This window comes from Geodermatophilus obscurus (assembly GCF_900115395.1).
GTDB classification, from domain to species: domain Bacteria; phylum Actinomycetota; class Actinomycetes; order Mycobacteriales; family Geodermatophilaceae; genus Geodermatophilus; species Geodermatophilus obscurus_B.
Map to the genome: position 1 here is coordinate 301248 of NZ_FOWE01000002.1, position 21819 is coordinate 323066.

Below are 21819 nucleotides of genomic sequence, written 5' to 3' on the forward strand. Positions count from 1 at the left end.
GGCCCCGGGATCAGCGCTGGCCGAGCGGGATGGCGATGTCGGTGACCTGGCCGCCGCCGATGCGGCCGGCCTGGGCGAACCGGCCGCTGAGCAGGTCGACGGCGTACAGCGTGCCGCCGTTGACCGCGAAGGCCGACAGCTGGCCGGCCGAGCGACCGCGGGTGGAGGTGTAGATGTCGAAGCCGGTGTCCCCGGTGAGGTCGACCCCGGTGGCGCCGGTGGCCGAGAGGGTGCCGGCGTTGGCCGGAGCCTGGATCACGACCTGGTCGGTGGCGGTGGCCAGGTCGAACAGCGTGGTGGAGGTGGCGGGGTCGAGGTCGTTGTTGGTGTAGGCCGCGCCGGTCACGCCGGTCGTCGTCCCCACGGTCGGCGGGGAGGTGAGCGGGGTGTCGGCGACGGTGGCAGCCCCGGGGGTGGCGAAGGGCTGGCGCAGGTTCTGGCCGGTGTCGCTCACGACGCGCAGGGCGTTGGCGGCGGGGTTGAAGTCGACACCGAAGCTCTGGCCGTCCAGGGGGATCGTCAGGTTCAGCACCTTCGTCGCCTTCAGCGAGCGGGTGTCGACGGTGTAGACGCCGCCACCGCGGCCCACGGCGTAGAGCGCGCCGTTCTGCACGCGGTAGTCGATGCCCACGATCTCCTGGTCGGCGGCGTCGAGCCCCTGCACGTCGCCCAGCGTGCGGCCGCGGTCGGCCCGGTCTGTGTCGAACTGGACGAGCGTGCGGTCGCCGGCCAGGCCGATGGCCTGCAGCCGGTTCTGCCCGGACGCCGAGTAGCTGCCGTTGTTCCCGTTGTCGGCCGAGGCCAGGGTCGGTGCCAGGGTGACCCCGAGGGCCGCGGCGGCGGACAGGGTCAGGGCGGTGGTGAGTCCCTTGCGCATGGTTTTCTCCCGATGAGCGGGCACCTCGACCGTGAGGTGCGTGCACCTGTGTCTACGGGCGCCCGACCTGGGCGTTCACCGTCTCGGCGGACGGTTCCGTCCGTTCCGGCCTCCGCTCCGGGGGGTCACCACGCGGTCACCGGGGGCCGAACGCGACCGCCCGGAAGGCGCCGAACAGCGCCGGCGGCGCGGGGGAGGACCACATCTGGTTGGTCAGCAGCACCGCCGTCGTCCCGGTGACCGGGTCGGTCCACCACGAGCTGCCCAGGCCGCCGTCCCAGCCGCAGGAGCCGGCGTGCCGGCCGCCGGGCTCGTCCTCCCGGCGGACGCCGAGGCCCAGCCCCCAGCCGCCGCCCTCCTCGTCGACCGGGCCGGCCTGCTCGGTCGTCATCGCGGCCACCGTGTCGCGGCGGAGCACAGGTCCGCCGCCGCCCAGCAGTGCACGCGCGAGCGCGCTCAGGTCGTCGACGGTGGAGACCAGCCCGTCACCGCCGTCGGGGAAGGCCGGTGGGTGCGCCCACTGCCCGTCGGCGGGGTCGTACACCTGCCGCGTGCCGCCGTCGTCCGGCGGCGTCCAGTGCGGGCCCAGGCGGTCGCGCGCGGCGTCGGGCACGCCGAAGCCGGTGTCGGCCATCCCGAGCGGCGTGAGCACCCGTTCGGCCAGCACCTCGGGCAGCGGCCGGCCGGCCGCGCGGGCGACGAGGACGCCCAGGACGCTCGCGCCCGTGTGGTACAGCCAGCGCTCGCCGGGCTGGTACGCCAGCGGGACCGAGGCCAGCCGGCGCAGCCACTCGTCCGGCGGGGGAGCGGCCTGCGGCTGCGGCGGCCCGGCCGGGAGCCCGGCCTCGCCCAGGGCGGCGACGGTGGGCGTCGGCCACGGTGCGGTGAAGTCCAGGCCCAGGCCGAGGCGGAACGTGAGCAGGTCGCGGACGGTGATCGGCCGCCGCGCCGGCACGGTGCCGGCCGCCGGGTCCGCGGGGTCGGCGAGCACGCGCCGGCCGGCCAGCTCGGGCAGGTGCGGGTCGACCGGGTCGTCGAGGCCGAGCGTTCCCTCCTCGACGAGCGCGAGCGCGGCGACGGCGACCACCGGCTTGGTGACCGAGGCGATGCGGAAGACGGTGCCGGGCGCGACTGGGTCGTCGCGGCCGGGCGTGTGCGTGCCGGCGGCGCTTCGGGCCACCTCGCCGTCGCGCTCCACCCGCCAGGCCGCGCCCGGTACCGCGTCGGCCGCCACCGCCGCGCCGACGACGCGCTCGATCTCCTCCGCCAGTCCCATGCGGGGTCGACCGGACCCGGGACGGGAACTCATCGGTGCGGCACCATCCGCACGTGACCGCGCCCGCCACCGTCGAGGAGTACCTGGCCGCCCTGCCCCCGGAGGCGAGGTCGGCGCTGGAGCAGGTGCGCGCCGCCGTGCTGCGCGGCATGCCCGGTGCCACGGAGACGATCCGCTACGGCATGCCCGCCGCGATGGTCGGCACCCGCCACGGCCTGCACTACGCGGCGTGGAAGCGGCACGCGGCGCTGTACCCGGTGCCGGTGTTCGACGGCCCGGGGGAGGGTGACCTGGAGGCCGAGGTCGCACCCCTGCGGTCGGGGAAGGACGCCGTCCACCTGGCCTACCGCTCGCCGGTGCCCGGCGACCTGGTCGAGCGGATCGCGTCCGCGGTCGCGGCGCGGCGCAGCGAGGAGAGGTAGCGGCGGGTGGCCAGCCCCTGCACGAACCGGGCGACCGGCGGCAGCAACCGGGCGGCCGGCGTCGCCAGCCGGGAGAACACCCGGATGGAGACGACGACGTCGCCGGCGTCGGTGAGCCGCACGGTGAAGCACTCCTCGCCGCTCTCCGGGTGCCCGGGCAGGGTCCCGTAGGCGTAGCCGCGCTCGTCGCCGGTGGTCGATGCCCACACCACCCGGCACGGGATGTCGTAGCCGAACCGCGGGAGCCCCGCCGTCAGGACGACGACGGTGCCGACCTCGCCGGGTGACCCGGTGGCGCGCACCCGCAGGCCGACGCTGCGCTGCGGCGTCCAGTCGAGGATCGCGGCGGCCACCCGTTCGAACGTCTCCCGGCCGGACCCCACGACCTCGGTGGACTCGCCCGGCAGGTAGCCGGCGGGGAGCTCCGGCGCGCGGGTGGCGCCGACCTCGGCGTACGTGAACGGCGCGTCGCGCAGGCCCTCGGGCGACGCGGCCCGGAAGAGGCCCATGACCCCAGTGTGGACCGGCGTAGGTTGTCCGGCACTGTGCTGCCCGCCGTCACCGCCACCCGCTACGTCACCCCGCTGCGTGAGGGTGGCTCGCTGCCCGGCCTCATGGAGGCCGACGACCTGGGCACCTACGTGGTCAAGTGGCGCGCCGCCGGCCAGGGCGTCCGGGTGCTGGTCGCCGAGGTGGTGTGCGGCGAGCTCGCCCGGGCGCTGGCGCTGCCGGTGCCCGCGCTGGTCACCGTCGACGTCGCTCCGGAGCTCGCGGTGGGGGAGCCCGACCCCGAGGTGCAGGAGCTGCTGCAGCGCTCGGCCGGGACCAACCTCGGCCTGGACTACCTCCCCGGGGCCCTCGACCTCGAGGCCGGCGTGGACGGGGTGGACCCCGAGCTGGCCGGCCGCGTGCTGTGGTTCGACGCGCTCGTGGGCAACGTCGACCGCTCCTGGCGCAACCCCAACATGCTGTTCTGGCACGGCCGGCTGCAGCTGATCGACCACGGCGCCGCGCTGACGTTCCACCACTCCTGGTCCGGCGCGCAGGCCGCCGTCACCCGGCCCTACGACGCCGCGCAGCACGCCCTCGTCGAGTGCACACCCGACGTCCGGGCCGCCGAAACCGCGCTCGGCGGCCGGGTCACCCGGCCGCTGCTGGAGGGCGTCCTGGCCCAGGTGCCCGACGACTGGCTGGAGGGCCCGACGCCCGAGGAGCCCCCCGACGACGTCCGGGAGCGCTACGTCACCCAGCTGCTGGCACGTCTGGCCGCCCGCGACGCCTGGCTGCCCGGGGTGGTGGCCGCGGCGGCCTCCGGGAGGTCGCGCCGGCGGGCGCCGCGCGGGGAGAACCGGCCCGCCTGGCTGGGCCCGCCGCCACCCGAGGGGATCACCCAGCGGTGAGCCGGGACACCTTCGAGTACGCCGTCCTGCGGGTGGTGCCGCGGGTCGAGCGCGGGGAGTCGCTCAACGCCGGCGTCCTCGTCTACTGCCGGCAGCGCGACTACCTCGGCAGCCGGGTGCACCTCGACGTCGACCGGCTGCGCGCGCTGGACCCGACCGCCGACCCGCGGGCGATCGGGCAGGCGCTGCAGGCCGCCGCCGACGTCTGCGCCGCCGACCCGGCCGCCGGCGCCGCGGGACGGGAGGCGCTCGGCTCGCGGTTCCGCTGGCTCACCGCCCCGCGCAGCACCGTCGTCCAGCCCGGGCCGGTGCACACCGGCCTGACCGAGGACCCCGACGCCGAGGCCGACCGGCTGCTGCAGCTGCTGGTGCTCCCCGTGACCGACTAGGTCGGCAGCAGCTCGTCGATCCGCCGGGCCAGCTCGAGGTCCAGGGCGCTCACGCCCTGCTCGGAGTGGCTGACCAGCGTCAGGTGCAGCGTCCGCCAGCGCAGGTCGACGTCGGGGTGGTGGTCCAGCTCCTCGGCGACGTCGGCGAGGGCGACGATCGCCTGCACCGCCGCCCGGAACGACGGCAGCCCGACGGTGCGGTGCAGGCCGGTGACGTCGCCGCGCCACAGCGGCAGGTCGCGCAGCGCGGCCGCGACCTCGTCGGGGGACAGGCGCGGTGGCCGGGGCACGGTCGGTCCGCTCAGAGGTGCAGGCCGCACTCGGTCTTGCCGCGGCCGGCCCAGCGCCCCGCCCGCGGGTCCTCGCCGGGCGCGACCGGGCGGGTGCAGGGCGCGCAGCCGATCGAGGCGTAGCCGATCTCCTGCAGCGGGTTCACCGGCACCCGGTGCTCGGCGAGGTAGGCGTCGACGTCGTCCTGCGTCCAGGCGGCCAGCGGGTTGACCTTCACCATGCCCCGCTTGGCGTCCCAGTCGACGACCCGCGTGCCCGCCCGGGTGGCCGCCTCGTCGCGGCGCACGCCCGAGCCCCAGGCCACGTAGCCGGCGAGCGCCCGCGCCAGCGGCTGCACCTTGCGCAGCGAGCAGCACAGGTCGGGGTCCCGGTCGTGCAGTGCGGGACCGTGCTCGGCGTCCTGCTCGGCGACCGTCTGCGGCGGCGTCACGTCCACCAGCGTGATCGGCAGGACGCTGCTGATCCAGTCGCGGGTGCCGATCGTCTCGGCGAAGTGGTAGCCGGTGTCGAGGAAGACGACGTGCACCCCGGGGACCGCCCGGGAGGCGAGGTGGGCGAGCAGCCCGTCGGCCATGGAGGAGGTGACGGCGAAGGCGTCGCCGAAGGTCTCCCCGGCCCACTGCAGCACCGCGAGGGCCTGCTCGACCGGGTCGGCGATGCCCTCGAAGCGGGCGTCGGCGTCGGCCGCGAGCTCCGGCGTCGGCGCGATGGCCCTGGCCGTTCCTGCAGCCGTCACTCCTGCACCCCCGTCGCGATCAGGCGGACCGAGAAGGCCCGCAGGCAGGCACCGCAGCGCCAGCCCTCCTCGTGCGGCGTGAGGTCCTCCTCGCCGCAGTACGGGCAGTGGAACACGGGCAGCTGACGGGTCCTTCCCGTCGACGACGACGGCTCGCCCTCGCTCACAGCAGCCAGGCCTCCTCGGCGCGGGAGACGTAGTGGGCGAAGGACTCGCCGGGGGTGCGCCGCTCGAGGAACCCGCGCAGCAGCCGCTCGCAGTAGTCGGCGGTCTCGGCCTTGGTCACCTTGTGGCCGCGGAACTTGCGGCCGAAGGTCGCCTCCACGCCGAGGTGCCCGCCGAGGTGCACCTGGAAGCCCTCGACCATCTCGCCGTTGTCGTCGCGGACCATCGAGCCCTTGAAGCCGATGTCGGCGGTCTGGAACCGGGCGCAGCTGTTCGGGCAGCCGTTGACGTTGATCCCGATCGGGGTGTCGAAGTCCGGCAGCCGCTTCTCCAGCTCCGCGTAGAGGTCCTGCGCGTGCTGCTTGGTCTCGACGATCGCCAGCTTGCAGAACTCCAGGCCCGTGCAGGCCATCGTCCCGCGGCGGAACGCGCTCGGGCGGACCTGGAGGTCGTGCTCGGCCAGAGCGGCGACGAGGTCCTCGACCCGCTCGTCCGGCACGTCGAGGACGACCAGCTTCTGCTGCGTCGTCGTCCGGATGCGTCCCTGCCCGTACTCGTCGGCGAGGTCGGCGATCGTGGTGAGCAGCGAGCCGCTGATCCGGCCGGTGCGCAGCGCGAAGCCGACGGCGTTGCGGCCGTCCTTCTGCCGCGAGACGCCGACGTGGTCGCGCTGGTCGTGCTTCGCCGGGGCGGGCGCGAGGCCGTCGGGCAGCGCCTCGTGCAGGTACTCGTCCTGCAGCACCTGGCGGAACTTCTCGGGGCCCCAGTCGGCCATGAGGAACTTGATGCGGGCGCGGTTGCGCTGCCGGCGGTAGCCGTAGTCGCGGAAGACCGCGGTGCAGGCGGCCCAGACGTCGGTGACCTGGTCGGGCCGGACGAACACGCCGATCCGCTGCGCGAACATCGGGTTGGTGGAGAGGCCGCCGCCGACCCACAGGTCGTAGCCGGCCTCGCCGGCCTCGTTCACCACGCCGACGAAGGAGACGTCGTCGATCTCGGGCTCGGTGCAGTGGTCGACGCAGCCGGACATCGACGTCTTCCACTTGCGCGGCAGGTTGCTGAACTCGGGGTTGCCGACGTACTCCGCCACGGTCGCGGCGATGACGTCGGTGGCGTCGATGACCTCGTCCTCGAGGATCCCGGCGAGCGGGCAGCCGAGCATCACGCGCGGCACGTCGCCGCAGGCCTCGGTGGTCGACAGGCCGACCGACTCCAGGCGCCGCCAGATCTCGGGCACGTCCTCGATGCGGATCCAGTGGTACTGGACGTTCTGCCGGTCGGTGACGTCGGCGACGTCCCGCCCGAACTCCGTGCTGATGCCGCCGATGACGCGGAGCGCGTCGCTCGTGAGCTGCCCGCCGTCGATGCGGACCCGCATCATGAAGTAGGAGTCCTCGAGCTCCTCCGGCTCCAGGACGGCGGTCTTGCCGCCGGGGATCCCCTGGGCACGCTGGGTGTAGAGGCCCATCCAGCGCATGCGCCCGCGCAGGTCGCCGGGGTCGATGCCGTCGAAGCCGGTCTTCGAGTAGATGTCGAGGATCCGCTGACGGACCTCGAGGCCGTCGGAGTCCTTCTTCATCCGCTCGTTGGGGTTCAGCGGCTCCCGGTACCCGAGGGCCCACTGACCCTGGCCGCGGACCGGCCGGTTCGAACGGGGGGGTGCGGACACGGTGCACTACTTCCTGCGCCGTCCTCGCCGGGCTCGCCGGCCCGGGCGGGAGGGCGCTGCCAGGTCGGGGTCGCGGCCGGGCCGCGGGGGAGGACTGGAGGTCAGCGCGCGGCGCGACAGGCGGCGCTGCTGACCCGGGCGAGGTCGACGTGGAGGCGCGCGACGAGCAGGCTGCCGCGATCCGTCACGCCGTCCATGGTCGCACACCCGCGGAGGGGGCCGGCGGGACTCAGCCGTCGACCGCCGCCCGGATCAACGCCACCGACTCCGCCAGCGGGGTGACCGAGGTGTCGATCACCAGTTCGGCGGCGGTGGGCGGCTCGTAGGGGTCGTCGACGCCGGTGAAGCCGGGGATCTCCCCGGCGCGCGCCCGGGCGTAGAGGCCCTTGACGTCGCGGGCCTCGCAGACCTCCAGCGGCGTGGCCAGGTGGACCAGGACGAACCGGCCGTACCGCTCGACCAGCGCCCGGGCCTCCTCGCGCGCCTGTTCGTAGGGCGCGATCGCCGCCACGACGACGGTGCCGCCGTGTTTGACCACCTCGCCGGCGACGAAGCCGATGCGGCGGATGTTGAGGTCGCGGTGCTCGCGCGTGAAGGACAGCTCGCTGGACAGGTGCGTGCGGACGACGTCGCCGTCGAGGACGGTCACCGGCCGGCCGTCGGCCTCCAGCCCCGCGACGAGTGCGTCGGCGATCGTCGACTTGCCCGCGCCGGACAGGCCGGTGAGGAAGACGGTCACACCACCGTGCTGCGCACTGCTCACCGGGCGAGTCTCGCCCAGCCGTCCCCGGCGCTCAGGAGGGGGAGTCGCCGAAGGAGCGCCAGGCGTCCTCGACGGCGGCCAGCTCGGCCACGTGACCGGGCAGCTTCCCGGCGACGACGTCGGCCAGCGTGACCTCCTCGAGCACCCGCCGGTAGGCGGCGCGGGCGGCCACCCAGACGCCGGCCAGCTCCGCCGCGTTCCCGGGGTAGCTGACGTCCTCGGGCCGCTGCCCGTGCACCTCGGCGAGGAAGCCCTGCTCGACCCGCATCACGCGCGCGATCGAGATCTCCGTCGGCGGCAGCGCCAGGCGGTAGCCGCCCTCGCGGCCGCGCTGGCTGGTCACCAGGCGGGCGTGCTGCAGGTCGCCGAGGATGCCCTGCAGGAAGCGGGAGGGGATCCCCTGGGCCCGGGCGATCCGGTCGCAGGTCAGCGCGTCCGGCGCCGCGGCGGCCAGCTCGACGGCCGCGCGGACGGCGTAGTCGACCCGGGCCGTGATGCGCACCGCGCCCTCCTCCTGTCGGGTCCTGCGGCCCATCCTGCCCCGTCTGGGACCGTGGCGGCGTGTCCCGCATGTCCTTCACCACCGTCGTGGCGGCGCCGCTGACCGTCGCCTTCGACGTCGCCCGGGCCCTCGGGCGCCCCTGGCCGTTCCCGCTGGAGGAGGTCGAGTCGGTCCGGCCGGTGTCGGACCTCTACGCCGCCGGGCCCGGCCGCGGCCGGCGCCGGCTGGTCCACGCGCGGCGGTTCACCGCCACCGCCGACGGCACCGTCGTCGACGAGCAGGTCGACTGGGACACCGGCCTGCCCCGCCTCCTGGCCGGCCTCCTCGACCGGGCGGTGCTGCGCCGGCGCGTGCGGCGGTCGATGCGGCGGCACCTGGACGGCTACGCGGCCGTGGCGGAGCTCCGGGCCCGCGACGTCGTCCAGGTGGTGGGGGCGGCGATCGTGCGGGGCGACGCGGCCGGCCGGGAGGTGCTGGTGGCCCAGCGCGGGTCCGGGCCCCTGGCCGGGCTCTGGGAGTTCCCCGGCGGCAAGGTCGAGCCGGGCGAGGACCACGAGGCCGCCCTGGTGCGGGAGTGCACCGAGGAGCTCGGCGTCACCGTGGTGCCGCGGGAGTTCCTCGGCGAGGTGCCGCTCGACGGCGCCGTGGCGGGCGGGGCGCCGGGCACCTCGACGCTGCGCGTGTGGGCGGCCGGGCTGGTCGCGGGGGAGCCGGTGGCCCACGAGCACCGCGACCTGCGCTGGGTCGGCGCCGCCGGCCTCGGGACGCTGGACTGGATCGCCGCCGACCGCCCGCTGCTGCCGGCCGTGCGGGACCTGCTCACCCGCCCCTGAACGCGCCACGGCGCCGTCCCCTCCCGGGGCGGCGCCGTGGCGACGTGCTGGAACGGCCCCGTCCGGAGGCTCACCCCGAGCTAGCGAGGGGTGAGGAGGACGGGGTCCTTCACTTGAAGACGTCCTTGACCTTCTCGCCGGCCTGCTTGATGTTGCCGGCCGCCTTGTCGTTGGCGCCCTCGGCCTGGAGGTCGCGGTCGCCGGTGGCCTCGCCGACGCGCTCCTTGCCCTCGCCGGACAGCTCCTGCGCCTTGTTCTTGAGCTTGTCGATCCCGCTCACGATGAGCTCCTCTCGTCGAGTGGGGATCGGGGTACCCGGCGCAGCGGTCCCGACACCCGTCCACCCGGACGGCGGAAGTCCTGCGGGATGAGCGCCCGGGGGCCGCAACACGTGTCGTGATCGGCCGGGCGTACCGTGCCGTTTGCATCGCGCACCGTGAGGTCGTGAGCCTGGGTCACAAATCGATGACGGTCGTGGACGGTCCTCGTCGGGCCTGCCTAGGGTCGCTCGCGGCGATCCGGGACGATCCCGGGTGTTCACCTGATGGACGCCGACGCCCGGCGATCGAGTCCGGGTGGGCATCGACCAGTCCGTTCCCCCCGCAGGTGCGGGACGAGGGAGGCAACGCACGTGAAGTTGAGCAAGCGCCGGTCGGCGCTCCTGGCAGCCGGCCTGTCCGGGGCGCTGCTGCTGTCCGCCTGTGGCGGCGGCGACGACGGCGGCTCCGGTGGCGGTGGGGGCGGTGAGGGCAGCACCGGTGGCACCTTCAGCGTCTACATCGGCGAGCCCGAGAACCCGCTCGTCCCCGGCAACACCACCGAGTCCGAGGGCGACCAGGTCATCAGCTCGCTGTGGACCGGCCTCGTGCGCTACACCGAGGAGGGCGAGGTCGACTACTCCGGCGTCGCCGAGTCCATCGAGTCCGAGGACAACACCACCTGGACCGTCACGCTCAAGGACGGCTGGACCTTCCACGACGGGACGCCGGTGGACGCGCAGTCCTTCGTCGACGCGTGGAACTACACCGCCTACAGCCCCAACGCCCAGGGTGCCGCGTCCTACCTCTCGCGCATCCAGGGCTACGACGACCTGCAGGCCCCGGTCGACGCCGAGGGCAACGCCACCGGTGAGCCGGCCGCGCAGCAGATGAGCGGCCTGGCGGTGGTCGACGAGCAGACCTTCACGGTCACGCTGTCCTCGCCGTTCTCGAACTTCCCGGCGATCACCGGCTACAACTCCTTCCACCCGCTCCCGGACTCGTTCTTCGAGGACCCGGAGGCCTTTGGCACCCGGCCGATCGGCAACGGCCCGTTCCAGGCGGAGGAGGACTTCGTCCCGGGCCAGGGCATCACCCTGACCCGCTACGAGGACTACGCCGGTGAGGACGCCGCCCAGGCCGACTCCGTCGAGTACAACGTCTACGCCGACGTCAGCACCGCCTACACGGACGTGCAGGCCGGCAACCTCGACATCGTCGACGTGATCCCGCCCGACGTCATCGAGTCGGCGGAGGGCGAGTTCGGCGACCGGTTCATCCGGACCGAGTCCTCGCAGATCACCTACCTCTCCTTCCCGACCTACGACCAGCGCTTCGCCGACCCCCGGGTCCGGCAGGCGTTCTCCATGGCCGTCGACCGGGAGGCGATCTCGGAGGCGATCTTCCAGGGCACCCGCGCGCCGGCCGACTCGTTCATCCCGCCGGTCATCGACGGCTACCGCGAGGGCAGCTGCACCTACTGCACCCTCGACCCGGACGAGGCCAACCGCCTGCTCGACGAGGCCGGCTTCGACCGCAGCCGTCCGGTGGACCTGTGGTTCAACTCCGGCGCCGGCCACGACGCCTGGATGGAGGCCGTCGGCAACCAGATCCGGGAGAACCTCGGTCTCGAGTACACGCTGCAGGGCAACCTCGACTTCGCCGAGTACCTGCCGCTGCTCGAGGCGCGGGGTGCCACCGGGCCGTTCCGGTACGGCTGGAGCTTCGACTACCCGGCCGCGGACAGCTACCTGACCCCGCTGTTCACGGCGGCGTCGCTCGCGCCGGCCGGCTCGAACTACTCCTTCTACACCAACCCCGAGGTCGACGAGCTGATCGCCCAGGGCGACCAGGCGGAGACGCCGGAGGCCGGCATCGAGGACTACCAGGCGGCCGAGGACATCGTCGCCGAGGACATGCCGATGGCCCCGATGTTCTTCACCGAGATCCAGTCGGTGACCTCCGAGAACGTCTCCGGCGTCCGGCTGGACCTCTTCCAGCGGATCGTCACCTCCGAGGTCACCGTCAACAGCTGACCTCACCCCGCAGGACCCGCACTGCCCGCCGGGGGCGCCTGTCCGACGTGGACGGTCGCCCCCGGCGGCGCGTGCGGGGCCGGACGGGAGCACGATGGACACCGGCGGCGCGGTCGCTCGCGCGCGCCGCCACAGACCCCGAGGGGGACCATGGGCCGCTACGTCGCGCGCCGCCTGCTGCTCACCATCCCGGTACTGCTCGGCGCGTCCTTCCTGATCTTCTCGATGGTGTACGCGCTGCCGGGTGACCCCATCCGCGCGCTGGGCGGCGACCGCCCCCTGTCGCCGGCCGTCATCGCCGAGCTGCGCGATCGCTTCCACCTCAACGACCCGCTGTACGTGCAGTACTGGGAGTACCTCAAGGGCCTCTTCCAGGGGGACCTGGGCACCGACTTCCGCGGCCGGCCGGTCCTGGACACCATCGAGCGCACGCTGCCCGTGACCGTCCAGCTGGCGCTCGTCGCGATCCTCTTCGAGGCCGTCATCGGCCTGGTCGCTGGCGTGCTGGCCGGCATCCGGCGCAACAGCTACTTCGACAACCTCGTCCTGGTGTCGACGACGCTCATCGTCTCGATCCCGATCCTGGTGCTGGCGTTCTTCGCCCAGCTGCTGTTCGGCCTGCGGCTCGGCTGGTTCCCGATCGCCGGCACCAACGACGGCCTCTACAGCTTCGTGCTGCCGGGCCTGGTGCTGGCCTCCGGCTCGCTGGCCTACGTCGCCCGGCTCACCCGCACCAGCCTCGCCGAGAACCTCCGCGCCGACTACGTCCGCACGGCCCGCGCCAAGGGCCTGCCCAACCGGACGGTCATCGTCCGGCACACCCTGCGCAACAGCCTGATCCCGGTGGTCACGTTCATCGGCGCCGACATCGGCACGCTGCTCGGCGGGGCGATCGTCACCGAGACGGTGTTCAACCTGCCCGGCATCGGCCGCGAGGTGTTCAACTCGATCCGTTCCCAGGAGGGCGCGGTCGTCGTCGGCATCGTCACCCTGATGGTGTTCTTCTTCATCTTCTTCAACCTGGTCGTGGACGTCCTCTACGCCGTCCTGGACCCGAGGATCCGCTATGACTGACCAGCAGCAGCTCGACCTGCGCAAGGACGAGGTCCAGGCCGGCACCACCACCGGCCTGGCCAGCCCGTCCGTCGACGTCACCAAGGAGCGGCAGAACAGCCTCTGGAGCGACGCCTGGGGCGAGCTCCGGCGCAACCCGCTGTTCTGGATCGGCGCCGTCCTCGGCGTGTTCTTCGTGCTGATGGCGCTCGTGCCCCAGGTCTTCGCCCGCGGGGCCGACCCGCGGGCGTGCGACCTGGCCAACTCCCAGGACCTGCCCTCGGCGCAGCACTGGTTCGGCTTCGACCAGCAGGGCTGCGACTACCTCGCCAACGTGGTCTACGGCGCCCGCAACTCGCTGATCATCGGCGTCACCGCCGTGCTGGTCATCCTCCTGCTCGGCGTCGTCGTCGGGGCGATCGCCGGCTACTACGGCGGGATCGCCGACGGGATCCTCGCGCGGATCGCGGACATCTTCTACGCGCTGCCGCTGATCCTCGGCGCGCTGGTGCTGCTCCGGGTCGGGCCCTCGACCGGCATCCCGATCATCAACAGCCGGGGCCCGGGCGCGGTCGCGATCGCGCTGGCGCTCTTCGGCTGGATGACGGCGATGCGGCTGGTCCGCTCGCAGGTGATCGCGGTCAAGAGCTCCGACTACGTGGCCGCGGCCCGCGCGATGGGCGCGTCGGGCCGCCGCATCCTGGTGCGGCACATCCTGCCCAACGCCGTCGCGCCGGTGCTGGTCTACGCGACCATCACCATCGGCGTGATCATCGCCGCGGAGGCCACGCTGACCTACCTCGGCGTCGGCCTGCAGCGGCCCGCGATCTCCTGGGGCCTGCAGATCGCGGCCGGGCAGGCCTCCATCCGCACCGCGCCGCACCTGGTGCTGTTCCCCAGCCTGATCCTCACCCTGACCGTGATGGCGTTCGTGATGATGGGCGACGCCCTCCGCGACGCCCTCGACCCGAGGCAGCGCGCATGACCCACCTCGACCTGTCCAAGCCCACGGCCGAGGCGACCCCCGCCGGCACCCCGCTGCTCGACGTGGACGACCTGCACGTGGAGTTCCGCACCCGCTCGGGCACGGTGCACGCCGTCAACGGCGTGAGTTACAGCCTGGCGGCGGGGGAGACCCTGGCCATCCTCGGCGAGTCCGGCTCCGGCAAGTCGGTGTCGGCCCAGGCCATCATGGGGATCCTCGAGTCCCCGCCGGCGGTCGTCACCGGCGGCGGCATCTGGTTCGAGGGCCGCAACATGCTGGAGATGTCGGCGGAGGACCAGCGCCAGATCCGCGGCCCGGGCATCTCGATGATCTTCCAGGACGCCCTGTCGTCGCTGAACCCCGTCTACAGCGTCGGGTTCCAGATCGGCGAGATGTTCCGGGCGCACCAGGGGATGTCGAAGAAGGACGCCCGCAAGCGCGCCATCGAGATGATGGACCGCGTGCGGATCCCCGCCGCAGCGCGGCGCGTCGACGACTACCCGCACCAGTTCTCCGGCGGCATGCGCCAGCGCGTGATGATCGCCATGGCCATCGCCCTGGACCCGCGGATCCTCATCGCCGACGAGCCGACCACCGCCCTCGACGTCACCGTGCAGGCCCAGGTCATGGACCTGCTCAAGGACCTGCAGTCCGAGACGGGGATGGGGCTCATCCTCATCACCCACGACCTCGGCGTCGTCAACGAGGTCGCCGACAACGTGGCGGTCATGTACGCGGGCGAGATCGTCGAGCGGGGCACCGTCGACGACGTCTTCACCCGCCCCTCCCACCCCTACACCGACGGGCTGATGAGATCGGTGCCGCAGGTGGAGGCCAAGGGCGGGCGGCTGCAGCCGATCGTCGGCCAGCCGCCGAACCTGGCGCACATCCCCAGCGGCTGCCCGTTCCACCCGCGCTGCTCCCGCCGCCGTCTCGGCGCGGAGGCCCCGCCCGGCCGCGAGTGCTCGACCGACGTCCCGCCGCTGCGGCTGGTCGTCCCCGGGCGCGAGGCGGCCTGCCACTACAGCGAGGAGGTGCTGGGTGTCCCAGCCCAGTGAGCACGGCGCCACCGCGGCGTCGTCCCTGCCGACGTCGGTGCCGGCGCCCGTCCCGGGCCAGCACGAGCACTCGTCCCTGACGAAGCTCACCTCCGGGGTGGCGGCGACCGGCGCCCGGGGCGAGATGGGCGAGGCGCTGCTGGAGGTCCGCGGTCTGCAGAAGCACTTCCCGCTGACCCAGGGCATCGTCTTCAAGCGCACCGTGGGCCACGTGCGGGCGGTCGACGGCGTCGACCTCACGCTGCGCCGCGGGGAGACCGTCGGTCTGGTCGGCGAGTCCGGCTGCGGCAAGTCGACGGTGTCGAAGCTGATCGTGGCGCTGGAGAAGCCGACCGCGGGGTCCATCTTCTTCAAGGGCCGCGACGTCGCCCGCATGGGCGGCCGAGCGCTCAAGGACTACCGGCGCGAGGTCCAGATCATCTTCCAGGACCCCTACGCGTCGCTGAACCCGCGGATGACCGTCGGTGACATCGTCGCCGAGGGCTGGGCGGTGCACGCCGACGTCGCCCCGAGGAAGGGCCGGCTCAAGCGCACCCAGGAGCTGCTCGACCGTGTCGGCCTCAACCCCGACTACGTCAACCGCTACCCGCACCAGTTCTCCGGCGGCCAGCGGCAGCGCATCGGCATCGCCCGCGCGCTGGCACTGCAGCCCGAGGTCATCGTCTGCGACGAGCCGGTGTCGGCCCTCGACGTCTCGGTCCAGGCCCAGGTGGTCAACCTGCTCGAGGACCTGCAGGACGAGCTCGGCCTGTCCTACCTGTTCATCGCCCACGACCTGTCGGTGGTGCGGCACATCTCCGACCGGGTCGCGGTCATGTACCTCGGCAGCATCGTCGAGGAGGGCACCGCGGACGAGGTCTACTCCTCGCCGTCGCACCCCTACACCCAGGCGCTGCTGTCGTCGGTGCCGCTGCACGAGCCGGCGCTGCGCGGGCAGAAGGACCGGATCCTGCTGCAGGGCGACGTGCCGAGCCCGGCCGACCCGCCGTCGGGCTGCCGGTTCCGCACCCGCTGCTGGAAGGCGCAGGACGTCTGCGCCACCGACCCGCCGCAGCTGGTCGACCGCGGGCAGGGCCACCCGAGCGCCTGCCACTTCGCCGAGGCCCGCACGGTGGTCCCGGTCGACGTCGAGTAGTCCGCGCCACCATCAGGTCACCTGATCGTCGGGCGTCCTCCCTCACCTCCTGCCGTGAGGGAGGACGCCCTGCGGTGCGGGAGGACGCCGCCCGGACTGCCGCACACCGTGTCCCGGTGCTCGGGGAGGATGTCCCCGTGACCGCTGACCGCCGCCTGCTGCTGGTGCACGCCCACCCCGACGACGAGACCATCAACAACGGCGCCACGATGGCCCGCTACGTCGCCGAGGGCACGCAGGTCACGCTGCTCACCTGCACGCTGGGCGAGGAGGGCGAGGTCCTCGTGCCCGAGCTGGAGCTGCTCGCACCGGAGCAGGCCGACCAGCTGGGCGGGTACCGCATCGCCGAGCTGCGGACCGCCATGGACGCCCTCGGGGTCACCGACTGGCGGTTCCTCGGTGGCCCGGGCCGCTACCGGGACTCCGGGATGATGGGGACGCCGGCCAACGAGAAGCCCCGCGCGTTCTGGAACGCCGACCTCGACGAGGCCGTGGGCCACGCGGTCGCCGTCGTCCGCGAGGTCCGGCCGCAGGTCGTGGTCACCTACGACGAGGAGGGCGGCTACGGCCACCCGGACCACATCCAGGCGCACCGGGTGGCCATGGCCGCCGTCGAGCGGGCCGCGGACCCGGCGTGGCGGCCCGACCTCGGCGAGGCGTGGGACGTCGCCAAGGTCTACTGGTGCTGCGTGCCGCGCTCGGTGCTGCGCGAGGGCGCCGAGGCGATGGCGGCGCTGGGGGAGACCTCCCCGTTCGCCCAGCTCGGCGAGGTCGACGACATCCCGTTCGCCGTCCCCGACGAGCTGGTCACCGCCGCCGTCGACGGCCGGGCGTACGCCGGGCACAAGGACGCCGCGATGCGGGCGCACGCCACCCAGATCACCGTCGACGGGCCCTTCTTCGCCCTGTCGAACAACCTCGGCCAGGAGGTGCTCGGCGTGGAGCACTACCGGCTGGTGCGCGGCGAGCGCGCCCCGGCCGGGGACGCGCCGAACGGCTGGGAGGACGACCTGTTCGCCGGCCTGCCCGGATGAGCCGGGTCGCCACGCTGGCCGCCGCCGCGGCCGCGGTGGTGGCCGTGGCGGGGTGGCTGGCGCTCGTCGAGGTGTTCTGGCTGCCGCTGCGGGTGGCGGGGGTGCTCGTGCCGCTGTCGGTCCCCGCCGCCGTGGTCGCCAACTACCTGCTGGTCACCGGCGCGCACCGGCTCACCGGCTCGCGCACCGTCGCCGTGCTGCCGGCGATCACCTGGCTGGCGGTGGCGGTCACCGCCACGGTGCGCCGGCCGGAGGGCGACCTGGTCGCGGTGGGCACCGGCGGCCTGGGCACGGTCACCCTCGCCTTCCTCGGCCTCGGCGTGCTGGGGGCGGCGGTCGCCGTCGGCCGGGTGGTCGCCGTCCCCCCGGCTCAGGCCCCCTCGGGCGCCCAGCGGTAGTGGTAGCGGTGGTGCTCGACGTAGCCGGTCCGGCGGTAGAGCGCCCGCGCCGGCGCGTTGGACGCCGACACCTGCAGGTACACCCAGCCCGCGCCCTGCCCGGCACCCCACCGCGTCAGCGCGCCCATGACCGACGTCGCCAGGCCGCGGCGGCGGTGGTCCTCGGCGACGGTCACCGCGCTGACGCCGAGCCAGTCGTCGGTCACCACCCCGCGGGCGACGGCGACCGGGGGCTCGCCCGGGCCGGGGCGCACGGCGGCGAAGGCGACCCGCCCGCCGGAGGTCAGCACGGTGCGGGCGATGGCGGGCGGCACCTGTCCCCGGTACCGGTACGCGGCCACCCAGCCCTCGTCCGGGACGGGGGAGAGCTCCACCGGGACACCGGGCTCCGGGCCGGCGACCAGCGGGGCGGTGAGCACGAGGACGTCCTCGTCACGCGTCCACCCGGCCCCGGCGAAGGCCGCGTCGGCGCGCCGCGCCTGCACGCCGGGGAGGGCCGCGCCGGGCCGCAGACCGCGCGCGCGGTACCAGGCGGCCACCGCGCCGACCGCCTCCGGCAGGGGCCGCCCGGGGTCGCCGGTGACGAGCGCGGTGTTGGCCCGGCCGGTGAAGCCGCCGCCGGCGCGCAGCAGCCAGCCGCCGAGCGGTTCCTCCTCGCTGCCCCGCCAGCCGCGGGCGGCCAGCCGCTCCAGGTCGGTGACGCCCAGGGGTGAGCGGCTCTGTCCCATGCCCCGATCCTGGGGTGTGCGCGGCGGCGTCCCCCCACCGGGGCGGGCCCGTCCACCCGTCGCGTTTCACCCGCGCCCGCGGGGCCATACTGGGCCCAGACACGCGCGACCCGGCCGCCCCGCCGGACCGCTGCCCCGCACGTCCCCGGGAGGACCCACCGTGACCTACGTGATCACCCAGGCCTGCGTCGACGTCCTCGACAAGGCGTGCATCGACGAGTGTCCGGTGGACTGCATCTACGAGGGCGAGCGGATGCTCTACATCCACCCCGACGAGTGCGTCGACTGCGGGGCGTGCGAGCCGGTGTGCCCGGTGGAGGCCATCTACTACGAGGACGACGTCCCGGACAAGTGGAAGGACTTCTACAACGCCAACGTGGAGTTCTTCTCCGACCTGGGCAGCCCCGGCGGCGCGGCCAAGACCGGCAAGATCGCCAAGGACCACCCGCTCGTGGCGGCCCTGCCGCCCCAGGGCGAGGGGCACTGACGACCACCGCGCCGGGGACGGCGGCCGGCCACCGGCTGCCCGACTTCCCCTGGGACAGCCTGGAGGCCGCCCGCGCCCGCGCGGCGCAGCACCCCGACGGCATCGTCGACCTCTCCATCGGGACCCCGGTCGACGAGACCCCGGAGGTGCTGCGCACCGCGCTCGCCGCGGCCGGGGACTCGCCGGGCTACCCGATGGCGCTCGGCACGCGGGAGCTGCGGACCGCCGCGGCCGGGTGGCTGCAGCGGCGGCTGGGCGTCACCCTGGCCGACCCGCTCGGCGCCGACCCATCGGTGGTCCCGACGATCGGCTCCAAGGAGCTCGTGGCGCTCATGCCCACGCTGCTGGGCCTGCACGAGGGCACCGTGGTCATCCCGGAGGTCGCCTACCCGACGTACGAGGTGGGCGCGGTCCTGGCCGGGCTGGCCGTGCGGCGCACCGACACCCCGCCCGACGACGCCGCCGGCATCGGCCTGGTGTGGCTGAACTCCCCGGGCAACCCGCACGGCCGGGTGGTGCCCGACGAGACGCTGCGCGCGTGGGTGGCCTGGGGCCGGGCGCACGGCGTCCCGGTGGTCTCCGACGAGTGCTACGCCACCCTCGGCTGGGACGTGCAGCCGCGCTCGCTGCTGCACCCCGCCGTCGCCGGTGACGACCACACCGGCCTGATGGCCGTGCACTCGCTGTCCAAGCAGTCGACGGCGGCCGGGTACCGCGCCGGCCTGCTCTCCGGCGACCCCGCGCTGGTCCGGCGGGTGTGGGAGGTGCGCCGGCACCTGGGCCTGCTGGTGCCCGGGCCGGTGCAGGCGGCGATGACCGCCGCACTCGCCGACGACGCCCACGTCGACGCGCAGCGCGAGCGCTACCGCGGCCGCCGCGAGCGGCTGGCCGCGGCGATCCGGGCGACCGGCGCGCGCATCGACCACTCCGAGGCGGGCCTGTACCTGTGGGTCACCCGCGACGAGGACTGCTGGGCGACCGTCGACTGGCTCGCCGGCCTCGGCATCGTCCCCGCGCCGGGCTCGTTCTACGGCCCCGCCGGTCAGCGGCACGTGCGGTTCGCGCTGACCGCCGGCGACGAGCGGATCGACGCCGCGGTGACCCGGCTGAGGAACGCGTCCTAGCCGCTCGCAAGCCGGCCGCACCGCGACGGCAGTCCTCCGCCAGACGTCCGCAAGGGCCGCGCGCCACGGTGGTCGCACCAGCCGGGCAGCCCGCCCGGTCCCACCGCGGAGGCCGCCGTGTTCCTCGTGCTCTTCCTGCTCGTGCCCGTCGTCGCGCTCGCGGGCCTGCTGGCCCTCGAGACGCGTCTGCACCGTGCCCGTGACGTCGCCGGCCCCTCCGGCGTGGCGGCGGCCTTCGACCGCCCCGAGCTCCACGGCAGGAGCCGCGCCCGGGTGAGCTGAGCGGTCAGCCGCAGTCGCGCGTCCGGTCGTCGGAGCGCAGCGCGGTGACCAGCGCGGTCGCCAGCGGCTCGTGCTGCTGGTAGAGCTCCGGGAAGCCGGACCGCTGCACGGCCTGCGCGGCGTCGGTCAGGCGCATCGTGTCCCAGCCCGGGACGCGCACCAGGCCGTCGTAGAACCGGCCGGCCGCGTAGACCGGGTCCTGCACCTGCTCGGGGGTGCCCCAGCCCTGCGACGGCCGCTGCTGGAACAGGCCGAGGGAGTCGCGGTCACCGTGGTCGAGGTTGCGCAGCGTCGACTCCTGCACCGCCGTCGCCAGCGCGATGACCACGGCCCGCTCGGGCAGGCCGCGGTCGTACCCCACCTGCGCGATGGTGCGGGCGTTGGCCCACTGCGCCTCGCCGAGGGTGACGGAGGTCGACGGCACGGTGCAGACCCGCGTCGTCGGGGCAGGCTCGGAGCCGTCGGCCTGCCAGGCCAGTCCCAGCACGAGCGCGACGCCGAGCGTCATCGCCGGCCACCAGTGGCGCAGCGCCCAGGCGTCCCCGCCCCGGCGCGCGCGGCGCTTCCCGGCTCCGGACCGCTTCGCCGCCGGCCGCCGGGCGGCCGGTCGCCGCGCGGGGGCCGGGCGGGAGGCGGTACGAGCACTGGTCATCGCGGCCGACTCTAGGTCGGTTCCCTGGCAGGTCCCTGGAGGTCGCGGGGAGCGGTGGTGTGCCTGGGACACCCGCGGCGCGGCCCTCGTCGCTAGCGTGTGCGCGCCGCCCACCGACCCGAGGAGTACCGCCATGGCCGACGTCCTGCTCCCGGGGGTCACCAGCACCCGCGTGTCCACCCGGCGGCTGACCCAGAACGTGCTGCACGCCGAGGGCACCGACCCGGCCGGGCCCGGCGAGGCGGTGCTCTTCGTGCACGGCAACGTGAGCTCGGCGCTGTTCTGGCAGCCGACCCTGCTCGCCGTCCACGACACCGGCCGGCACCGTGCGCTCGCCGTCGACCTGCGCGGCTACGGCGGCACCGACCCGCGGCCGGTCGACGCCCGGCGTGGCGTGCGGGACTGGGCCGACGACGTCGCCGCGCTCGTCGCCGCGCTGGGCCTGGACCGCGTGCACCTGGTCGGCTGGAGCATGGGCGCCGGCGTCGTCCTGCAGTACCTGCTCGACGCGCCGTCGCGGGTGGCCTCGGTGGCGCTGGTCGCCCCCGTCTCGCCGTACGGCTTCGGCGGCACGGCCGGTCCGCAGGGCCGCCGGCTGGCCGACGACGGCGCGGGCTCGGGCGGGGGAGCGGCCAACCCGGAGTTCGTGGCGGCGCTGGCCGCCGGCGACACCACCGACGCCGCGCCGACCAGTCCCCGGTCGATCCTGCGCGCCTTCTACGTGGCGCCGGGGTCGCTGCCGCTGGACCCGGGACTGGAGGACGTCTACGTCGCCGCGATGCTCTCGACCCGCACCGGCGAGGACCACTACCCGGGCGACGCCGTCCCGAGCGACACCTGGCCGGGGACGGCGCCGGGGCCGCGCGGGGTGCTCAACACGATGGCGCCGACGGTGTTCGACGTCTCCGGGATCGTCGACCTGCCGGTCAAGCCCCCGGTGCTGTGGCTGCGCGGGGACGCCGACGCGATCGTCTCCGACACCTCGGCGTTCGACCTGGCGTTCCTCGGGCAGCTCGGCGCGGTGCCCGGCTGGCCCGGCGCGGAGGTCTGCCCCCCGCAGCCGATGGTCACCCAGACCCGCGCGGTGCTCGACCGGTACGCGGCCTCCGGCGGCGCCTACCGCGAGGTGGTGCTGCCCGGCGTCGGGCACTCGCCGCACGTGGAGCGGCCGGAGGAGTCCGTCGCCGCGCTGCTCGAGCACCTCGAGACGCCCGCGTCGCAGCCGGCGGACCTGACCTGAACGTGCACATCCGCGGAAGTGCACGGT

At 74.5% G+C, this 21819-nt stretch carries 28 protein-coding genes; 15 read left to right on the forward strand and 13 right to left on the reverse strand.

Going from position 1 to position 21819, the window contains the following annotated elements; genetic code table 11:
• Positions 1-10 precede the first annotated feature (10 nt).
• Together BM165_RS04860 and BM165_RS04865 are read right to left on the reverse strand one after the other, a co-directional pair.
• The gene (locus BM165_RS04860; RefSeq protein WP_075012368.1) at positions 11-877 is read right to left on the reverse strand and encodes a DUF4394 domain-containing protein; all 867 of its coding nucleotides are present in this window, start codon (positions 875-877) and stop codon (positions 11-13) included.
• Between the two features lie 136 nt (positions 878-1013).
• Positions 1014-2153, reverse strand: a complete 1140-nt coding sequence (locus BM165_RS04865; RefSeq protein WP_075012369.1) for a serine hydrolase domain-containing protein — start codon at positions 2151-2153, stop codon at positions 1014-1016.
• Between the two features lie 53 nt (positions 2154-2206).
• Here BM165_RS04865 and BM165_RS04870 point away from each other — a divergent pair, with 53 nt between their 5' ends.
• On the forward strand, positions 2207-2575 hold the full coding sequence (locus BM165_RS04870) for an iron chaperone (protein WP_075012370.1): 369 nt from the start codon (positions 2207-2209) through the stop codon (positions 2573-2575).
• Here the strand turns inward: BM165_RS04870 and BM165_RS04875 are convergent.
• Positions 2497-3084 (reverse strand): DUF1990 family protein, encoded by a 588-nt coding sequence (locus BM165_RS04875; protein ID WP_075012371.1) that lies wholly within the window; start codon positions 3082-3084, stop codon positions 2497-2499. The two genes, BM165_RS04870 and BM165_RS04875, sit on opposite strands and share 79 nt — an antisense overlap.
• A gap of 24 nt (positions 3085-3108) precedes the next feature.
• Between BM165_RS04875 and BM165_RS04880 the strand changes: the two genes are divergently transcribed.
• Complete coding sequence (locus BM165_RS04880; protein ID WP_244274045.1) at positions 3109-3975, forward strand: HipA family kinase; 867 nt, start codon at positions 3109-3111, stop codon at positions 3973-3975.
• Complete coding sequence (locus BM165_RS04885; protein WP_075012373.1) at positions 3972-4364, forward strand: DUF3037 domain-containing protein; 393 nt, start codon at positions 3972-3974, stop codon at positions 4362-4364. The genes BM165_RS04880 and BM165_RS04885 overlap by 4 nt, the downstream gene beginning before the upstream one ends.
• On the opposite strand, the gene BM165_RS04890 is transcribed toward BM165_RS04885, so the two are convergent.
• The 7 genes from BM165_RS04890 to BM165_RS04910 form a co-directional block, all read right to left on the reverse strand.
• Entirely contained in the window at positions 4361-4654 is a 294-nt protein-coding gene (locus BM165_RS04890; RefSeq protein WP_075012374.1) for a 4a-hydroxytetrahydrobiopterin dehydratase, read from the reverse strand. The genes BM165_RS04885 and BM165_RS04890 overlap by 4 nt on opposite strands.
• An 11-nt stretch (positions 4655-4665) precedes the next feature.
• A complete protein-coding gene (locus tag BM165_RS04895) occupies positions 4666-5391 on the reverse strand; it encodes a phosphoadenylyl-sulfate reductase (RefSeq protein WP_143108028.1) in 726 nt (241 codons plus the stop codon).
• Positions 5388-5558: an Insertion element protein gene (locus tag BM165_RS24140; RefSeq protein WP_143108029.1), complete on the reverse strand. Its 171-nt coding sequence runs from the start codon at positions 5556-5558 to the stop codon at positions 5388-5390. Before BM165_RS24140 ends, BM165_RS04895 begins: the two co-directional genes overlap by 4 nt.
• Positions 5555-7225: a nitrite/sulfite reductase gene (locus tag BM165_RS04900; protein WP_075012375.1), complete on the reverse strand. Its 1671-nt coding sequence runs from the start codon at positions 7223-7225 to the stop codon at positions 5555-5557. The genes BM165_RS24140 and BM165_RS04900 overlap by 4 nt, the downstream gene beginning before the upstream one ends.
• A 101-nt stretch (positions 7226-7326) precedes the next feature.
• Entirely contained in the window at positions 7327-7422 is a 96-nt protein-coding gene (locus BM165_RS26285; protein WP_432276811.1) for a putative leader peptide, read from the reverse strand.
• A gap of 32 nt (positions 7423-7454) precedes the next feature.
• Positions 7455-7988, reverse strand: coding sequence for an adenylyl-sulfate kinase (gene cysC, locus BM165_RS04905; RefSeq protein WP_083427063.1), 534 nt, complete (start codon positions 7986-7988; stop codon positions 7455-7457).
• 31 nt (positions 7989-8019) lie between these two features.
• Positions 8020-8490 (reverse strand): RrF2 family transcriptional regulator, encoded by a 471-nt coding sequence (locus BM165_RS04910; protein ID WP_075012376.1) that lies wholly within the window; start codon positions 8488-8490, stop codon positions 8020-8022.
• A 68-nt stretch (positions 8491-8558) separates the two neighbouring features.
• Here BM165_RS04910 and BM165_RS04915 point away from each other — a divergent pair, with 68 nt between their 5' ends.
• Positions 8559-9323, forward strand: coding sequence for a (deoxy)nucleoside triphosphate pyrophosphohydrolase (locus BM165_RS04915; RefSeq protein WP_177225122.1), 765 nt, complete (start codon positions 8559-8561; stop codon positions 9321-9323).
• Between the two features lie 109 nt (positions 9324-9432).
• Here BM165_RS04915 and BM165_RS04920 read toward each other — a convergent pair whose 3' ends face one another.
• Entirely contained in the window at positions 9433-9603 is a 171-nt protein-coding gene (locus BM165_RS04920; protein ID WP_075012378.1) for a CsbD family protein, read from the reverse strand.
• A 351-nt stretch (positions 9604-9954) separates the two neighbouring features.
• On the opposite strand from BM165_RS04920, the gene BM165_RS04925 reads away from it, so the two are divergent.
• The 7 genes from BM165_RS04925 (at position 9955) to BM165_RS04955 (ending at position 17279) form a co-directional block, all read left to right on the forward strand.
• Positions 9955-11616 (forward strand): peptide ABC transporter substrate-binding protein, encoded by a 1662-nt coding sequence (locus BM165_RS04925; RefSeq protein WP_208976649.1) that lies wholly within the window; start codon positions 9955-9957, stop codon positions 11614-11616.
• Between the two features lie 150 nt (positions 11617-11766).
• On the forward strand, positions 11767-12690 hold the full coding sequence (locus BM165_RS04930) for an ABC transporter permease (RefSeq protein ID WP_075012379.1): 924 nt from the start codon (positions 11767-11769) through the stop codon (positions 12688-12690).
• Positions 12683-13654: an ABC transporter permease gene (locus BM165_RS04935; RefSeq protein ID WP_083427064.1), complete on the forward strand. Its 972-nt coding sequence runs from the start codon at positions 12683-12685 to the stop codon at positions 13652-13654. Before BM165_RS04930 ends, BM165_RS04935 begins: the two co-directional genes overlap by 8 nt.
• Positions 13651-14712, forward strand: a complete 1062-nt coding sequence (locus tag BM165_RS04940) for an ABC transporter ATP-binding protein (RefSeq protein ID WP_075012380.1) — start codon at positions 13651-13653, stop codon at positions 14710-14712. Before BM165_RS04935 ends, BM165_RS04940 begins: the two co-directional genes overlap by 4 nt.
• Entirely contained in the window at positions 14696-15847 is a 1152-nt protein-coding gene (locus BM165_RS04945) for an ABC transporter ATP-binding protein (RefSeq protein WP_244274047.1), read from the forward strand. The genes BM165_RS04940 and BM165_RS04945 overlap by 17 nt, the downstream gene beginning before the upstream one ends.
• A 137-nt stretch (positions 15848-15984) precedes the next feature.
• The gene (mshB, locus tag BM165_RS04950) at positions 15985-16881 is read left to right on the forward strand and encodes an N-acetyl-1-D-myo-inositol-2-amino-2-deoxy-alpha-D-glucopyranoside deacetylase (RefSeq protein WP_075012381.1); all 897 of its coding nucleotides are present in this window, start codon (positions 15985-15987) and stop codon (positions 16879-16881) included.
• Positions 16878-17279 (forward strand): hypothetical protein, encoded by a 402-nt coding sequence (locus BM165_RS04955; RefSeq protein WP_075012382.1) that lies wholly within the window; start codon positions 16878-16880, stop codon positions 17277-17279. The genes mshB and BM165_RS04955 overlap by 4 nt, the downstream gene beginning before the upstream one ends.
• Here the strand turns inward: BM165_RS04955 and BM165_RS04960 are convergent.
• Positions 17252-18007, reverse strand: coding sequence for a GNAT family N-acetyltransferase (locus tag BM165_RS04960; protein WP_075012383.1), 756 nt, complete (start codon positions 18005-18007; stop codon positions 17252-17254). The genes BM165_RS04955 and BM165_RS04960 overlap by 28 nt on opposite strands.
• A 160-nt stretch (positions 18008-18167) precedes the next feature.
• Between BM165_RS04960 and fdxA the strand changes: the two genes are divergently transcribed.
• The 3 genes from fdxA to BM165_RS24635 all read left to right on the forward strand — a co-directional run bounded on the left by fdxA (position 18168) and on the right by BM165_RS24635 (position 19900).
• Positions 18168-18494: a ferredoxin gene (gene fdxA / locus BM165_RS25120; protein WP_075012384.1), complete on the forward strand. Its 327-nt coding sequence runs from the start codon at positions 18168-18170 to the stop codon at positions 18492-18494.
• A 35-nt stretch (positions 18495-18529) separates the two neighbouring features.
• Positions 18530-19618 (forward strand): succinyldiaminopimelate transaminase, encoded by a 1089-nt coding sequence (dapC, locus tag BM165_RS04970; RefSeq protein WP_280140687.1) that lies wholly within the window; start codon positions 18530-18532, stop codon positions 19616-19618.
• 117 nt (positions 19619-19735) lie between these two features.
• Entirely contained in the window at positions 19736-19900 is a 165-nt protein-coding gene (locus tag BM165_RS24635; protein WP_177225112.1) for a hypothetical protein, read from the forward strand.
• A 4-nt stretch (positions 19901-19904) separates the two neighbouring features.
• Here BM165_RS24635 and BM165_RS25990 read toward each other — a convergent pair whose 3' ends face one another.
• Complete coding sequence (locus tag BM165_RS25990) at positions 19905-20552, reverse strand: hypothetical protein (RefSeq protein WP_208976650.1); 648 nt, start codon at positions 20550-20552, stop codon at positions 19905-19907.
• A 133-nt stretch (positions 20553-20685) separates the two neighbouring features.
• Here BM165_RS25990 and BM165_RS04980 point away from each other — a divergent pair, with 133 nt between their 5' ends.
• Positions 20686-21792 carry an alpha/beta fold hydrolase gene (locus BM165_RS04980; RefSeq protein ID WP_075012386.1) on the forward strand — a complete coding sequence of 369 codons (1107 nt, stop codon included), beginning with the start codon at positions 20686-20688 and terminating at the stop codon, positions 21790-21792.
• The last annotated feature ends 27 nt before the right edge of the window (positions 21793-21819 follow it).